The organism is Pseudomonas sp. GW823-FHT02E01 (genome assembly GCF_058797535.1).
The window spans coordinates 399,631-415,669 of record NZ_JBXAJS010000004.1; the positions used below are offsets into that span (position 1 = coordinate 399,631).

The following is a 16,039-nucleotide window of genomic DNA, read 5'->3' on the forward strand; positions in this document are numbered from 1 at the left end:
GGTTATGACCAAAGGAATAAATATGCGCAAAGTACTAAAGATCGATTCCATTGACACTCTGAAAAGCCCTGTTCTTTTCGAGCGAGCCAAACGAGCTCATGGAGGTAGGTCCCAAGAATTTGTCATATTAGAAAATGGGCATGAAGCGGGCTTGCTGTCATACGAAGATTGGAGCCACCAAGCTGTTGGTTTCATTTATGAAATTTTTGTTCTTCCAGAATTTAGACAGCAAAGCATTGGAGCACTACTACTCTCATACGCCGAGAACCACGCTTTACAGCTTCGCTGTACACATATTCGGCTTAAGCCATATCCCTTAGACCAAGAAACAGACCCAGATCGTTTGGTAGCTTGGTATAAAAAAAACAGTTATTTTCAGAAATCTGATGAACCAGAAATAATGGAAAAAGCCCTACCTACGATGCAGGCCTAACAAATGGTTAAAATCGTTCGCTTCGCTCAGTGGGACAGGGATAAAGCCCCCCTTAGCCAAACGTTAGCCAGCGTCTGAAATTGGCCGATTGCTGTCTGTTGCCGGGGGCCGCGACCCAAAGCAGGCCTTTGCTATAGGAGCTGATCTGTAGCGTCAGGCGCTACTTTCAGCAATTATTCAATGCGCCTCAAAAGGATTTCAATAATGACTAACTTCATAGAGAGTGACCCCGTCGCTTGCTCGAACTGTTTCTCTGATCGTGGTCTCCAATTGGATGCGGAAAAAATCGGACAGGATAATAAAAATCCGTGCCGAAACTGTGGTTCCACAGACTCCAAAAAGCTCCCATTGGCTGGTGTTGAGGTGCTGGCTCACCGTTATTTTGTCTGGGGGTCAATGTGCCGAGCGCACTACGGTGCTGCCCCGAAGATCCAATTCAACGAACACCAGAAAACGTCCATTGAGGTGGCTCCTTGGTTAGTTTCAGATGTTCAACTCATTGAGCGGCTTCTTGGTATTGGCTTTTTCCATTATGGCCCTCGTCTTTGGATGGTCGGCGAAGTAGAACCACTCAAAGCTCTCCAAGCAAAAGAGCATCGGCAAGATATCATTGATCGAATCTTGGCTGAGTACCCAGTAAGAGTGTTGGACACGGCAGAGTCTTTCTACCGTATCCGAGTAAACCCCTCTACACCAGATGATGCTGACCAATACGATAGTGCCCCCCCAGAATATTCCGGGAAAGGACGTCTCGATTCATCAGGAAACTCAGTACTGTATGGTTCAACAGACCTCGAGGTTTGCGTACATGAGTGTCGGGTTTCCGCAGAGGATGAAATATTTGTGGCTACTCTGGCTTCCACAAGATCGTTGCGACTGCTTGATTTATCGGCATTACTGAAAGAAGACGTTACTGAGTTTGAAAGTCTTGATATGTCTATTCACATGCTCTTCCTAGCGGGAAAGCATGCGTACGAGATAACTCAAGCTATCGCTGATGCCGCCAGAATTGCTGGGTTCGATGGCATCGTTTACCCGTCGTACTTCAGTTTGTTACGTATTGGGCAAATGCCATTCCAAACGACATATGGTATCTCGCACCGCAGATTTCCGTCCATGCAAGAATATGAGCAGGCTAAATCAATTCCAAATCTGGCTTTGTTTGGATGGCCGCTCGCAGAGGGGAAAATTTCCGTATCATGCATCAATCGCCTCATCCTTAGTAGAGTTGTTTACGATTTTCATTTCGGACCAGCCGGAATATAGGGATGTGAGTCTTCCGGTTCTGCCACCACCTCTGTTGAAGGCAGATCAGCAGTCAATGAAGTAGTACCGGGCCATCTTCGAGCCGAGTCTTCCATAACTTCGCACGCTTCGACGTATTGCTTAGATTTTTCAAAACGCCTTGTAAAAACCCACAGCTTTTCTGCTCCACCAATAAATGACATGGGAGCAGTCGAAAACAGGTCATCGCATCCTTCTGGATAGATATGTGCGACAATTCCCTGCATGTAAAATCTATAATACGACGCTTTTCTAACACCATCTTCAAAAGGAAACTCAACCTCTTGAATTGTAGGCGTGTGGTTGTGAGTGAATCCGCGGCTATCCATCTGACTGAGAACAATAGGATGGTAGTTAGCAGGGCTGGGGGCTTTCCTTACTATAAGCTCACCAAGTGCTTGTAAATTAACGCCTATATTCTCGAGGTGTGAAAATTCTTTTATTTTTGTAGTAAGAGATCTCCATAGCAGGCTAAGGAAAAATAGCCGTAACTTTTGATTGTCAATATTTTCAATTAAGCGAACACCGAGACCGGTTTCTGCATCAGGCTGAACTACATAGTCATGAGTAACAAGCTGTTTATCTTTTCCCCACCCGCTCCAAACCAATTTATGCTTTCTAAGCTCCGCGATGCCATGTGTATCGATCTCGCTAAGTATCTGCTCACCTGCTCTAATTACAAGCTGATGGTCATACCAACTTGTAAATCTACGAATTGGCCTGAATCCTCTGCCAGTTTCGATAAATCGCTCGCCTGGCACTTCTGTTCCGGTCAAGGCTTGGGGGATAAGATGGGATTTAGCAAAAGGGCCTTCTACCCCAAGAAGGGCACACATTCCAGTTTTAGGGTCTGCTGCTTTCTGCTTTTTCTTCTTGCGATCCTTGCTAGCCATATCTACCACTCAAAGTTCGGTTGAGGTGCTACTTCTGGTTGATTATAAGGAGATTTTAATCCTGTGACCTATCGCATTAATGTTAAACGCATGCTTCGCCTTTTTGTACAAGCGGTCAATACGCTCGTTGTGAGTGACTGCTAATGGCCGATTCTGTTGAAAAAGTCGGTACTTCCAGACTGCTCGCATACTGACCGCTGAAAACGCCTTTTTCGCGCGCCGCTCCGCGAAATCTGAACCCGGAATCCTCTGTTCAAAGTAAAGATTTCAATCTCAAGCGCGTACTTTTCTGTCGTGGAAACCATGGTCGACTTTTTCAACAGAATCGGCCGAAATCTGCCATTGATGAACGGCAGAGATTGGCCGTTCTCTGCCGGTTATGATTACAAAGCGTGCTGGTCAAGTCCGACGCAAATGGCTGGTCAGGTCGAATGCAAATGGGTGGTCAGGTCAGTGCAATTACCCAGCGCATCAGAGGATTTCTTTTTTCCATCGAAAAACGGCCCCACATGGAGTCAGTTCGCCCTCGTGTAAACCGACGAAATCACATTGAGGAGCATGCTCTGCGAAGCTTACACGTCAGCCGTAAGGGTTATTGCAGAGATAAAGCCCTCAGTCGGGAGGATTCATGCATTTGCGCCTTCTCCCACTATTCCAAAATGCATCTATGATTGGAGCCCAGGCGAACAGTCGTTTGGGGGCTGCACTTAGGGAGTCAGAGGGGGGCAATACATCATAGCTCGCCCTACTTTGATAAATGAGGTTCAAGGAGACGCTGCTCGGTGAAAATCAGAAAACTAAATATCAAGAATTTTCGAGGGATCAGGGAGTTAGAGTGGAGTCTTCCGAAAGCTCACATTTTCTGCCTAATTGGGAAAGGTGACTCGTCCAAGTCAACGATATTGGATGCAGTCCGCTATACATTCTATCCCCAATGGAACCTCGCGCTCAGCGACTCTGACTTTTACCAGTGCAAGATTGAGAACTCCATTGCCATCGAAATAACCATTGGCGACCTTGTCGACGACTTCTGCTCACTCAACAAATATGGACACCACCTTCGAGGCTGGGATAGCGAAGCGCTCGAAATCACCGACGAGCCGGATGATCACCTAGAAAATGTTCTGACCATACGCTTCACGGTTGAGAAGGATCTGGAGCCGAAGTGGATCGTGGTCTCTGACCGTAATCCTGAAGGCACTTCTTTCAGGCAAGCCGACCGAAATGCAGTAAGCGTGGGTCTGATCGGCGCTTACAGTGAAAGGCAGCTTTCATGGGCGACTGGGACTGCTCTAGCGAAGCTGACGGCAGCACAGAGTCTGAATGAGCTGTTAGCAGACGCTTCGAGGACCGCTAGGACGTCGTTGGATATTAGCCGGCCTGTCACCCTGAAGAACTTCGACGCAGCGGCCTCGAAGTCCCAGGAAATAGCCAAGCTCCTAGGCGTCCCGGTGGTCGACGCCTACAAGGCGCATCTCGATTTGAATTCGATAAATCTGAAGGTGGGTGGGTTAGTCCTGCATGACGGTGATATGCCACTGCGTCAGTTGGGTCTTGGATCAAGGCGCATGCTTCTGTGCGGTATCCAAAAGATGAGCCTAGAGGAAGGCCACATTACCTTGTTCGACGAAGTGGAGTTTGGCTTGGAGCCGCATCGGATCACCCGGCTGATCAAGCACATCAGAGAAGACAGGCGCGGACAGTATTTCCTCACGACCCACTCTCCCATAGTGTTGCGTGAACTCACAATCGAAGAGCTTTACGTTGTGCACAGCAAAGATGGCTTGGTGCAGATAATTCCTGCTGCGAAGAGAGGGCTTGAAGAGCACGAGATGCAGGGCAAGGTTCGTTCAAGTGCGGAAGCGTTCCTTGCGAAGAAAGTCGTAGTGTGCGAAGGCGCTACAGAGGTCGGCTTCCTGCGAGGATTCGACGATCACCAAGTCGAGAACAAAAAGGATCCATTGTCTTTCCATGGTGTGGCGTTGCTGGACGTTCGGGGTGGTGGAAATGTGAAACCGATTGCCAAAGCATTCAAAGCACTCCACTACCACGTTTCGGTGCTTGCTGATGGAGACGCTGAAGAGCAGTTTTCGCCCAAGGACGCAGCTGAGCTCACTGACCTAGACATTGCGGTCTACATGTGGAGCGACAAGCTTTCGCTGGAAGAACGTGCCTTCCAGGATCTACCGTGGGCGGATGTCTTGGCGAGTGTGCAACTTGCTCGGGATAGGCTGGGCTACTCAGTTCGCGATCAGGTGGCATCTAGATACCCGGGAGAGCTGGACAAAGATTTAGGAAGTTGGAAGGACAATCCCGCGTTGAGAGTGGCCATCGGTATTACGGCGAAGAAGTCCAGTTGGTTCAAAGACATCACTCGGGGTGACCTCTGGTTCAAGACGATACGGCCTGCCTTCAAAAACGCAGAGTTCGCTAAATCGAACCTTGCCAGCCAACTCAACAATCTATGGACGTGGGTAGAGCATGTCTGAGGATCTAGCAGCCAAACTCAACGGCTGCACCACGAAAGGATATGTGATCGCCCCCGCCGGGTATGGAAAAACTTATCTCATCGCGTTGGCAGTGCGTGCTTCGAACGGCAGGCAATTGGTGCTGACTCATACTTACGCCGGCGTCAATTCGATCAAAACAAAAATGACAGCGCTCGGTGTGCCGGCTTCCAAGTATCAGGTGGACACGATTGCAAGCTGGTCGCTGCGCCTTTGTTTGGCCTACCCGAAGAGATCAGGATGGACGATAGATAGCCCGACCAATAAACAGTGGAATCAGCTCTATGCCTGCTGTTCTGGGTTGCTCAAGAAGGCATTCATCAGGCGTGCCGTCTTGACCACATACGCTGGTATCTATGTCGACGAATATCAGGATTGCTCAGACCTACAGCACTCATTGGTCTGTGCCTTAGCAGAACTCCTGCCTTGCCGGGTACTGGGCGATCCTATGCAGGCAATTTTTGATTTCGACGATGGCAAGCCAGTGGACTGGGAGGCTAGCGTCTATCCCAGTTTCGATTGTCTGGGCGAATTGGAGACACCTTGGCGCTGGAAGCAGGCCGGAAATCCCCAGCTTGGAGCCTGGCTCAAAGAGGTTCGCACCAAAATTCAGGCAGGTCTGAAAATTGACCTTTCCAGTAAACGTCCACCCAGCGTGATTTGGCTTCACACCGAACCTGAATACCTAGCCTCAAAACAGTATTCCGCTCTTTGCAACCTGTTAGGTCATAACGAAAGCGCTATCGCTCTGTATGGCGGAGATCAGCAGTCCAAAAACAAGACGCATCTGTTGGCCCGAACCATGGGAGGCAGGTTTTCATCCATTGAGGAAGTTGAAGGGAGGGTACTTCATGCATTCCTAGAAAAGTTGGGCGCCGCTAAGGCCACTCAAAAGAGTTTCCTGATTGCGCTAGATTTTGCAAAGAAATGTTTTACCGGTGTGAGTGGCACATTGACGGCTGGTACCAAAAGAGGTGAAGTTGCGGCGCAACGGAAAGGTACTAAATATCCTGCGGTCCTACTTGCTGCAAACGCCTACCTTGAAAGCCCTACAAGCGGCCGTCTTAAGGCCTTCTTCCTGGCGTTGAAATCCAATCCGGAGACGTCGGCTTATCGTCGTGACTTACTGAATCGTTTGCTCCAGGTATTGAAGATCCACGGCGAAAATGAAGACATGACGCTCCCGGAGGTCGGCAAGGTATACCAGCGCGAGATGAGGCATACGGGGCGACCTATCAAACACCAAAAACTCATCGGAACCACTTTGCTAGTCAAAGGCCTTGAATATGACCATGCTGTAATCTTGGACGCTGATGTCCTCGACGCCAAGGATCTGTACGTCGCGATGACCCGTGGTTCTAAATCTCTCACCATCATTGGCAGCGGTAGGCATGTGCCAGCAAAGTAGCTGCTCGACATGGAATCAGAACTACCAGTTCATCGGCATGGGTCAGACCTCCTTGAGAACCTTCTTGATGGCATTCACGTAGCCATGCTTGTAGATTTCGCGCTTGTTTTCATCCTTGACCTGGCCGGCTGCGCTCACAGCCCATTCCCGGAACCCGAAGAACTCGTCCGAAATAGCCGCCTTCAGCGCTTCGACCTCCATGTCATTGAGGTTTAGTGTCTGCACTAGCTGCACAGCACCGCTCTCCGAAGGTTGTTCGAATTGCTGCATAGGTCGCCTATCTACAATCAGCTCGCTGTGTGCCTTGAGCGTATTGAGTTCATTGCGGTAGCGGTTGCGCTCGGCAATGATCTGACCAAACAACGCTCGCAAGGCCGGGTCTGAGATCCGCTCAAGCAATTCGTAATCCTTTGGAACCCGGTTTGCTTTGGCCAGTGGATTGATAGGGGCTTTCATCGAGGCGCCGGCTTGAGCGGCCCAGGCCTCGATGAGCTGCCGAAAGACCAAGCCCGTCTTGTTGCGAATGGTTTGGGCGCTGGGGCCTCCGCGTTCGGCGGACTGGCGTGCAATCTCTGCAATCGAGAAATTTCGCACGCCAGAGGAGTGCTGGGACTTCAGCACTTCATTGAGAACAGTCAGCGACTTTGCCTGCCGCGTTGAGGCGTGCGCTTTGAGATCTTCAAAGATCGCCTGGGCATCAATCATGGCTCGACTCCTGAATGGCTTTAGCTGAGGTGGCGATCAAATCGGACAGTTTGATTACCGGGTCTTGGTAGATCTCTTCCAAGGCCTTGATGCCGTCTGGGAGCAGTTGCAGATGCTGCCCGGCTTCCAATACTCCAGTGATGTAGCTGAAGCCTTCCAATTGGTCATTGGGCGAGGCTTGGCGTGCCATGGCTCGCATCATGGCGTTGCCGGCGATGAGCTGCATGCGTTCGTCCATCTGCATAAAAAGAGGGGTGTAGTCATTGCGCATCAGCAAATTGTTGAGCGCACGAGAGCGTTTTTCGATGGCAGGCGTTTTGCGCAGGTCATCGGCCAGATCTGGGTAGAGCTCGGCGTCTTCGCAAATTTGGGCCAGTTGCAGCAGCTCCGATCGGGTTTCGATGAGGCTAATAGGCTGATGAACGTCCTGCATGCTGCCGACAGCCACGAGTTTGGTGGCGTTGTCTCCTTCGGCACGGCCTTCCTCGATGGCGATCACACGGGCAATTAGCTGAAAGGTGGCGATCATGTCCTTGGCATACTGATCGGCGAGGACTATCTGCTTCTCATAGCGCCGCTCGGCCTCCTGCAACTGATGCTGCTGGAGGAAAGGGCTACCTTGTTCCGTGGCCAGATAGCGGGCATCAAGCAAGGTGTCTCGCACCTGTTCATGCTCCACAGCGAGGTTGGCAGCCAGGGATGCCTTGTAGCTCTGGTTGTTAAATTGCGCCCGCAGGGCGTCCAGATAACGTGCGTCGGTAGCGAGCCAGCGGCAACGAGTGCAATTCTCTGGGCCGTTGGGGACGGGGCCATATATATCCCCAGCGTTTCCCCTCGTATGCATGTATTCGCCGCCGTTCCAGCAGCCACCTACACTGCCCGACTCATTGGATTTGGCGGTGTTGCCGCCAACCAGGCAAATGCCGACATGGCGATGCTCCCAGCCGACCGGATTGCGGTTCGCCAGCGCCGCTTGTAGCGAGACTTCGTCGCGGTAGGCTATCTTGCTCCCGATCTGGCGCATGTCAGCATCGCGTAAGAAAGTGCGCAAGCTGTCGGCCTGTGCGGCCTCTACTTTCAGAGTCGCCGCGTCCAGTGCCTGGGTCATCATGGCTGGCGTCGGTTTGGTGTAGTAGAGCGTCATCAGCAGTCGCGAATGCCCGGCAAGGAGCTTGGACAGCGCTGGCATCGGAATTTGACCTTCCATTGCAAAGCAAGTCAGCAGGGACACTCGCAGACTATGCAATGGAAACTCGGTGGCTGTCTTTTTATGTGCATAACCCTCCCCGTAATCCTTCACAAACTGCAATCGAGAGCCGTCACTGAGGGTCTGCCCGCGAGCCGCTACCCGGTCTTCCAGAGCATTAAGGAGTCGATACCAAATCAAGTCGAGACCATTCGCCGTAGTAGGCTTGAAACGATCCTCCCCTTTGGCTTTGGCATCGCGGAACAAGAAGCAGATGGCACCCATGTCGCGTTTTTGCTGTTCCGACTTGGCATTACCAAAATGCTTGCCTTCCAACTCCGTGCAGGGTGTTGGCTGATCAATCGGGTTGTATTTCTCCTGCCAGTTCCGCAGCTTCTCTAGCCAGTACAACACTTCAGCATGTTGCCAAGGGATGGTGTAGCCGCGCTGACGCTCGTCCTGATTCTGATCAGCAGTCTTGTTGGTGTTGATATAAAGCCCGGTCATGATCTCGCCAGTGTCAAGGCTGCGAATACGGGAGAACACGCCTCGGCTCCAAGGGTTTTTCTCGCTACCGTTCTTGAACGGATGCCGCTGGTTGAAGACCCATTCACCTTTTTCATAGCGCCAGGTATCGGCTTCACCCGAGTCGAGAAAGCGAACCTGATAGGTGCGTAGAGGCAGATGCAACTTGAGCAGCAGGGCCACGGCGCGCGCGGGAGACCAAAGTTCGTGGATTTTTATCGTTTCGTCTGTCCGATTAATACGCCGAGTAAGGGTGCGGGTTCGCCACACGCAGTCGGGATCGTCAGGATCGATCAGGGAGGGATCGACCTCAAACCAGTCGCCGGTTTTTGCAGCTGAACGGCCATTAGAGCGCTCTTTACCGGTGGCCTGTTGCGCCCAAATCCAGTCGTTGAAGACGCCAAAGGGTCGAGGACAAAGGATTTCGCGCAGCTCCTTGATGTAGGTATACGGTAGCGGGTTATGTACCGATTCCGTAGTGATCATGCCTTTTCTGCTGGCCTTTTCGAATGGGTTGTCCACCAGTTGCAACATCCGGCCTTGGTCATTCGGCTCAGAGAAATGTTCGGCAATCACCCAATCGATGAACTCAGCGATGTAGTTCTGCAGACGGATAGCTTCGGTAGGGCGGGCATCTAAAAGCATACTTTCAAGGTCGGGCATTGCCCTTTGCTTAGCCGCTTGAAACAAATAGCCAGGCTGGTGTCCATTGGGCACCTTAGGCAGGTAGTGCATTACAAAGAAAACCAGTGAGCCTAACTTAAGACTAACGCCCTGATGCTGAGTCGCTATCCAACCTGTCATGAGTACGCGCCATTTCTCCCACTGCGCGCCATGATCCTGAGTGAGCCAGGCAAAGGTCAGATCAGTGCCACGACCATTTTGCTTGCCTCTCTTTATCCCCATGGTCAGTGCTTCCTAAGTTTGGCATGTGGCCCTGACAGCAGGCCGAGTGGGTCAATGTCTTCAAATCCGGTTTTCACTAGCTCGTCCCAGTTGCTGAAAGGCTGAATAAGCCGGCCCTCTGCCAGATGCTCATCCAGGCGCTTACTCGCCTGCTCCATCGCTTGGCTGACATCGGCTATGCCGGGAGCCGTATAGACGGCTTGGGATTCGAGCGATGAATGATGCAGAGCTTTCTTGCGCATCACCGGGTCAATGCCGGCGCGGGTCATCCGGCGGCCATAGGCATGGCGGTGGCCATGAGGCGAGCGGCCTTCGATCTTGGCAGTGCTCAGCCCTATACGGGCCATCGCGGAGGCATAGTTCTTGTTTAAAGCATTTAAGGTATAGGGCTGCCCCAAAGTGCGCTTCTCGTAGGAAACGAAGGCATAGGGGTGATGGCGGTCAATGCTGGCCAAGTAATACAGATGTTCCTTCCACAGTTTCAGGAACAGCCGGCCATAGTCGGTTGGAAACCAATGTAACTGGATGTAGTTGTCGCGGTGGTCATGCAGTCGAACCTTCCAGCCCACACCTTTGGTGCCTCTGAGGTTATTGCGCGGGGCGAGAGAATGAGTTTCTCGCAGGTAGGCCGAGCGGTTGGTCTTTCCCGTTCGACTTTTCCAATCATCTGGCGCCTTGCCTTCTTCGGGGTGAAAAACACGGACGATGGCCTTGGTTGGGTCGTGCGGGTCGAACAACACATCCTGTACCCACAAATGCAGAGGCTCGCTTTCGCGCAAGCCTGCGCCGTGCATCATGAGCAAGATCAGCTGGTCACGAACAGCGCAGCGCCGATCCTGTGCGCCGCCCACTCCCTCTAGAAAAAATCGTTCGAGTAACCGCTCAGGGAAGGCAATAGCATCATAGTCGGTCTTGCTCAACGCACGCCGCCCTTTAACGTTGCGCGCCTTTCGGACGGTTTCGTTAACAGTTTTGTCCTTGATGTGACCGAGAAAATCGTTCTGGTTGCGTCGGTACCACGCGGCATAGTTCAGGCGTTGGTCATAGCTACTGGCGGTCACTAGAGGGTTCATATTCTGAACGTCCTGGTGATCAACCAGGTAATCGGTCAGTCCCTTGAGGGCATTGAGGTGCCGATTGGCCATGGCGGTACTGGCAGGTATCCAGTAGAGACCGGATGGATCGAGTCCGTCATCACCAACAGTGCCAGTAAAGAGGCGGGCTGCGAATGACTGAAACAGCGTGTTGGGGTCTAAAAAGTTGTGCTGATTGGCTTCCATGTATTCAAGCAGCAGCTTCGTCGCAATGACCACATTGCGCTGCCAGGACAGGCTGCGTTCACTCTGCTTATTCAGCAAATAGTCCAGCAGGGGTAGCACAACCCCTTTCTCGGTCAGTAGGACAAGAATTTCGCTACGAAATCCTGAGTCATCGACCACGACCTTTGCATATGCATCCACTGCTGGCATCAAGCCATCCTCGCTTCATTGTTCCTTTAGTATTAAAGTACATTTAGGGCTGTCAAGTATGCAATATAAAAGCAAAAAAATAGCCCTCTGAACGAGGGCTATTAGTAGTTTTAGTACACTAGTACTGCGCTGCAAAGAACTTCGGGAGGCCTTTTTTGTAGGCAACTTCCGACAATAAAGTTAGACATCTCTTCGGGCACACACAGCATCGTCCGGCATCAACCCATCTGAATGACTCGTAGGCTGTTCTCTACCTGCAATCAACGGATGGAATGATGAAAATTTTCCCACTCAAGACGCTACTGGCCGCTCTCACCGCCCTCGCCCTTCTAGGCTGCACCACAAATTCCCCATCGACAGACATCGAACGGGAAATCCTGCTTCAAAGCAGCAAGTCGTGGGATGGCACACCTTACATTCGCTACCCGGATGCCGTGCCCGAGCTGACAGTGCTCAAGCTCACGATACCTGCCAATACCAAACTCCCCTGGCACACCCATCCCATTCCCAACGCGGGCTACATCCTCTCAGGCGAGCTAACTATCGAGGACAGGAACAGCGGCCAGACCAGACGCGTCAAACAAGGCGAAGCACTGGCCGAAATGGTCAATATCACTCATCGCGGAGTCACCGGCGATGAACCGGTAGAACTTGTTGTGTTCTATGCTGGCAGCGAAGGTATTCCATTGGCGGAGTAGCCTTTGCTTCACACAGGGAGTCCGAATGCGGCCACTTTTATTACTTCTACTGCTGTCCTTCATTTCTCCTGTGATGGCCCAAATCTACAAATACACCGATGCCGCCGGCAATACCGCCTACAGCAATCAACCGCCCGATGGCGTTGACGCCCGGGCGGTTGATTTGCCACCGATCAACAGCATCGAGCGTCAACCGCCCGTCGATCCTGCACAACCTCTGGCAGGCAATAACACCGAGCCGACCCACCGAGCCTACGAAAAACTGGAACTCACCGGCCTGCCCACCACAGAAGCGTTACGTGCCAACAATGGCACCTTCACGATTAACGTACTGATCAAACCGCGCCTGCAAGCCACCCACCTGTTACGTCTGCTGCTGGACGGTCAGCCCTACGGCCAGCCAGGCAATGTGCCGATCCTGCAACTGGTGAACATCGATCGCGGCGAACACCGCCTCGCCGTGCAAGTGATCGATGGCGAAAACGTTGTGCAGCAGAGCCCTGCGCTGACATTCACCGTACAGCGGGTGCACATACCTTGAAGGCCTGGCTACTGATCGCCTGCCTGATCGCCCAGCCCGCCTCGGCAGAGGTCTTCATGTATGTCGATGCTCAGGGCAACCGGGTTTTCACCGACCAGCCAAAACCCGGCGACGCCCGGCGTGTACCGCTGACAAAGAGCAATCGAATAGCGGCCAACCCCACCAGCGCAGCACTGTTGATCGCCGAGAGCAGTCCTGAAGTACAGGCGCTGTTCCACTATGAGGTGCTGCGTATCCTGATCCCGGAACCCGACGCAACCATCCGCAGCAACACCGGCGAAGTCATTGTCAGCGCCACCAACGAACCGGCCCTGCAACCCGGTCACCACTACCGGTTGCTGCTCGACGGCCAGCCCACCGCCGAACCTGGCCTGAGCCCGGTGTTCCCGCTTAGCAACATCGATCGCGGCAGCCATACCCTGTCCGTGGAAATCCTCGACGTACAGGGGCGCATCGTCGAACGCACCGCCAACCAACCTTTCCACATGCAGCGCACGTCTCTCGCCCAGAAGCGCAGGATCAAACCCTGCACTCTCGAAGACTACGGCCAGCGGCCGGAATGTCCGCTCAGCGACAGACCAGGCGAAGAAAAAAATCCTTTCTTGAGACTCTTTTAACCTCGTTCAGGCTTGCGCACTATATTGGTGCAATTGTTTGCACCGTACTCACACTCCAACCCATTTTGGTTCGAAAGTACCCGCGATAGCTGGCAGAACGCCACGTAAACGAGCGTCAAACGCCTGTTTCAGGCGCTGAACGCTTCTTTTCGGAGCCTTGGTTTGGTTTTTGCATTTTGCCCGTATCAGCATTTTTTTACGCACGCTCTGCCCTAAAAGAGGTCCCGATGACCATTAGCGACGCACTCCACCGTTTGCTACTCGACAACCTCACCACTGCCACCATCCTGCTCGACGCCGAACTGCGCCTCGAGTACATGAACCCGGCGGCGGAGATGCTGCTGGCCATCAGCGGTCAGCGCAGCCATGGGCAGTTCATCAGTGAGTTGTTTACCGAATCGACCGAAGCGCTGAACTCGTTGCGCCAGGCCGTCGAGCAGGCGCACCCGTTCACCAAGCGCGAAGCCATGCTCACCGCCCTCACCGGTCAGACCCTGACCGTCGACTACGCAGTAACACCGATTCTGAGCAACGGCGACACGATGCTGCTGCTCGAAGTCCACCCCCGTGACCGCCTGCTGCGGATCACCAAGGAAGAAGCACAGCTGTCGAAACAGGAAACCAGCAAGATGCTGGTGCGCGGCCTTGCCCATGAAATCAAGAACCCCTTGGGCGGGATTCGCGGCGCAGCACAATTGCTGGCCCGGGAACTGCCGGAAGAGAGCCTGCGCGACTACACCAACGTCATCATCGAAGAAGCCGACCGCCTGCGTAATCTGGTGGATCGCATGCTCGGTTCCAACAAACTGCCGTCGCTGGCCATGTGCAATGTCCATGAAGTGCTTGAGCGTGTCTGCCATCTGGTGGAGGCTGAAAGCCAGGGCTGCATCACCTTGGTGCGCGACTACGATCCAAGCATCCCCGACGTCCTGATCGATCGCGAACAAATGATTCAGGCCGTGCTGAACATCGTGCGCAATGCGATGCAGGCCATCAGCAGCCAGAACGAACTGCGCCTGGGGCGAATCACCCTGCGCACCCGCGCCATGCGCCAGTTCACCATCGGCCACGTGCGCCATCGCCTGGTGACCAAGATCGAAATCATCGACAACGGTCCGGGCATCCCGGCAGAACTTCAGGAAACCATTTTCTTCCCCATGGTCAGCGGTCGTCCGGACGGTACCGGGCTGGGCCTGGCCATTACCCAGAACATCATCAGCCAGCACCAGGGCCTGATCGAATGTGACAGCCACCCCGGCCACACCACCTTCTCGATCTTTCTGCCACTGGAACAAGGAGCCACATCGACATGAGCCGTAGTGAAACCGTGTGGATCGTCGATGACGACCGTTCTATCCGTTGGGTCCTGGAAAAAGCCTTGCAACAGGAAGGCATGACCACGCAAAGCTTCGACAGCGCCGATGGCGTGATGAGCCGTCTGGCGCGCCAGCAGCCGGACGTGATCATTTCCGACATCCGCATGCCCGGCGCCAGCGGTCTGGAGCTTCTGGCGCGGATTCGCGAACAGCACCCGCGGCTGCCAGTGATCATCATGACCGCGCACTCCGATCTGGACAGCGCTGTCGCGTCCTATCAGGGCGGCGCGTTCGAGTACCTGCCCAAGCCGTTCGACGTTGATGAAGCGGTTTCCCTGGTCAAGCGCGCCAACCAGCACGCTCAGGAACAACAAGGCCTGGAAGTTGCCCCGACCCTGACCCGCACCCCGGAAATCATCGGCGAAGCGCCGGCGATGCAGGAAGTGTTTCGCGCCATCGGACGCTTGAGCCACTCCAACATCACCGTGCTGATCAATGGTGAATCGGGTACCGGTAAAGAACTGGTGGCCCACGCGCTGCATCGTCACAGCCCGCGCGCCGCTTCGCCGTTCATTGCGCTGAACATGGCGGCGATCCCCAAAGACCTGATGGAATCCGAACTGTTCGGCCACGAGAAAGGCGCGTTCACGGGCGCGGCCAACCTGCGTCGCGGGCGTTTCGAGCAAGCCGACGGCGGTACGCTGTTCCTCGACGAAATCGGTGACATGCCCGCTGACACCCAGACCCGCTTGCTACGGGTACTGGCCGACGGCGAGTTCTACCGCGTCGGCGGTCATGTGCCGGTGAAGGTCGATGTGCGCATCATCGCCGCGACTCACCAGAATCTGGAAACCCTGGTGCATGCCGGGAAATTCCGTGAGGACTTGTTCCATCGCCTCAACGTGATCCGCATCCATATCCCGCGCCTGTCGGATCGCCGCGAAGATATCCCGACCCTGGCCAAGCACTTCCTCGGCCGCGCCGCCCAGGAACTGGCAGTCGAACCGAAGCTGCTGAAAAGCGAAACCGAGGAATACCTGAAGAACTTGCCATGGCCCGGCAACGTGCGGCAGTTGGAGAATACCTGCCGCTGGATCACGGTGATGGCTTCGGGTCGTGAAGTGCACATCGGTGACCTGCCGCCGGAGCTGCTGAGCCTGCCTCAGGACTCGGCGCCCGTGACCAACTGGGAGCAGGCCCTGCGCCAGTGGGCCGACCAGGCGCTGGCCCGTGGTCAGTCAAGCCTGCTCGACAGCGCCGTACCGGCCTTCGAGCGGATTATGATCGAGACCGCCCTCAAGCACACCGCCGGTCGCCGCCGTGATGCCGCCGTCTTGCTGGGTTGGGGACGCAACACCCTGACTCGCAAGATCAAGGAATTGGGGATGAAGGTTGATGGCGGGGATGATGATGAGGGGGATGAGGGCTAAACAGCCTTTAGTACTTCGCTGATCTTTAGGCCCAATCGCGAGCAAGCTCGCTCCTACAGTGGATTTTCGGTGTTTTCACGATCGTGCAGACACCTTCGAACCCTGTGGGAGCGAGCTTGCT

The 16,039-nt window shown here is 53.8% G+C and carries 13 protein-coding genes; 9 read left to right on the forward strand and 4 right to left on the reverse strand.

Annotation, left to right across the window (positions count from 1 at the left end):
* Positions 1-22 precede the first annotated feature (22 nt).
* Positions 23-433 carry a GNAT family N-acetyltransferase gene (locus AC1RDQ_RS12000; RefSeq protein ID WP_492587362.1) on the forward strand — a complete coding sequence of 137 codons (411 nt, stop codon included), beginning with the start codon at positions 23-25 and terminating at the stop codon, positions 431-433.
* Between the two features lie 204 nt (positions 434-637).
* Positions 638-1,699 (forward strand): RES family NAD+ phosphorylase, encoded by a 1,062-nt coding sequence (locus AC1RDQ_RS12005; RefSeq protein ID WP_492587363.1) that lies wholly within the window; start codon positions 638-640, stop codon positions 1,697-1,699.
* Here AC1RDQ_RS12005 and AC1RDQ_RS12010 read toward each other — a convergent pair.
* Positions 1,675-2,610 carry a hypothetical protein gene (locus tag AC1RDQ_RS12010; protein ID WP_492587364.1) on the reverse strand — a complete coding sequence of 312 codons (936 nt, stop codon included), beginning with the start codon at positions 2,608-2,610 and terminating at the stop codon, positions 1,675-1,677. The two genes, AC1RDQ_RS12005 and AC1RDQ_RS12010, sit on opposite strands and share 25 nt — an antisense overlap.
* A 782-nt stretch (positions 2,611-3,392) precedes the next feature.
* Between AC1RDQ_RS12010 and AC1RDQ_RS12015 the strand changes: the two genes are divergently transcribed.
* Both AC1RDQ_RS12015 and AC1RDQ_RS12020 read left to right on the forward strand, forming a co-directional pair.
* The gene (locus tag AC1RDQ_RS12015; RefSeq protein WP_492587366.1) at positions 3,393-5,099 is read left to right on the forward strand and encodes an ATP-dependent nuclease; all 1,707 of its coding nucleotides are present in this window, start codon (positions 3,393-3,395) and stop codon (positions 5,097-5,099) included.
* Positions 5,092-6,525 carry a UvrD-helicase domain-containing protein gene (locus tag AC1RDQ_RS12020; protein WP_492587367.1) on the forward strand — a complete coding sequence of 478 codons (1,434 nt, stop codon included), beginning with the start codon at positions 5,092-5,094 and terminating at the stop codon, positions 6,523-6,525. Before AC1RDQ_RS12015 ends, AC1RDQ_RS12020 begins: the two co-directional genes overlap by 8 nt.
* Positions 6,526-6,567: 42 nt before the next feature.
* On the opposite strand, the gene gmtX is transcribed toward AC1RDQ_RS12020, so the two are convergent.
* The 3 genes from gmtX to gmtY are packed head-to-tail and all read right to left on the reverse strand — an operon-like array spanning position 6,568 to position 11,316.
* Positions 6,568-7,230, reverse strand: a complete 663-nt coding sequence (gmtX, locus tag AC1RDQ_RS12025; RefSeq protein ID WP_492587368.1) for a gamma-mobile-trio protein GmtX — start codon at positions 7,228-7,230, stop codon at positions 6,568-6,570.
* The gene (gene gmtZ / locus AC1RDQ_RS12030) at positions 7,223-9,847 is read right to left on the reverse strand and encodes a gamma-mobile-trio integrase GmtZ (protein WP_492587370.1); all 2,625 of its coding nucleotides are present in this window, start codon (positions 9,845-9,847) and stop codon (positions 7,223-7,225) included. Before gmtZ ends, gmtX begins: the two co-directional genes overlap by 8 nt.
* A gap of 2 nt (positions 9,848-9,849) precedes the next feature.
* Positions 9,850-11,316, reverse strand: a complete 1,467-nt coding sequence (gene gmtY, locus AC1RDQ_RS12035; protein WP_492587371.1) for a gamma-mobile-trio recombinase GmtY — start codon at positions 11,314-11,316, stop codon at positions 9,850-9,852.
* A gap of 275 nt (positions 11,317-11,591) precedes the next feature.
* Between gmtY and AC1RDQ_RS12040 the strand changes: the two genes are divergently transcribed.
* The 5 genes from AC1RDQ_RS12040 (at position 11,592) to ntrC (ending at position 15,918) form a co-directional block, all read left to right on the forward strand.
* The gene (locus tag AC1RDQ_RS12040; protein WP_492587373.1) at positions 11,592-12,014 is read left to right on the forward strand and encodes a cupin domain-containing protein; all 423 of its coding nucleotides are present in this window, start codon (positions 11,592-11,594) and stop codon (positions 12,012-12,014) included.
* A 25-nt stretch (positions 12,015-12,039) separates the two neighbouring features.
* Positions 12,040-12,555, forward strand: a complete 516-nt coding sequence (locus tag AC1RDQ_RS12045) for a DUF4124 domain-containing protein (RefSeq protein WP_492587374.1) — start codon at positions 12,040-12,042, stop codon at positions 12,553-12,555.
* Entirely contained in the window at positions 12,552-13,172 is a 621-nt protein-coding gene (locus AC1RDQ_RS12050; RefSeq protein ID WP_492587375.1) for a DUF4124 domain-containing protein, read from the forward strand. The genes AC1RDQ_RS12045 and AC1RDQ_RS12050 overlap by 4 nt, the downstream gene beginning before the upstream one ends.
* 227 nt (positions 13,173-13,399) lie before the next feature.
* A complete protein-coding gene (gene glnL, locus AC1RDQ_RS12055; protein ID WP_340312482.1) occupies positions 13,400-14,485 on the forward strand; it encodes a nitrogen regulation protein NR(II) in 1,086 nt (361 codons plus the stop codon).
* Positions 14,482-15,918, forward strand: coding sequence for a nitrogen regulation protein NR(I) (gene ntrC / locus AC1RDQ_RS12060; protein WP_046040882.1), 1,437 nt, complete (start codon positions 14,482-14,484; stop codon positions 15,916-15,918). The genes glnL and ntrC overlap by 4 nt, the downstream gene beginning before the upstream one ends.
* Positions 15,919-16,039: the final 121 nt, after the last annotated feature.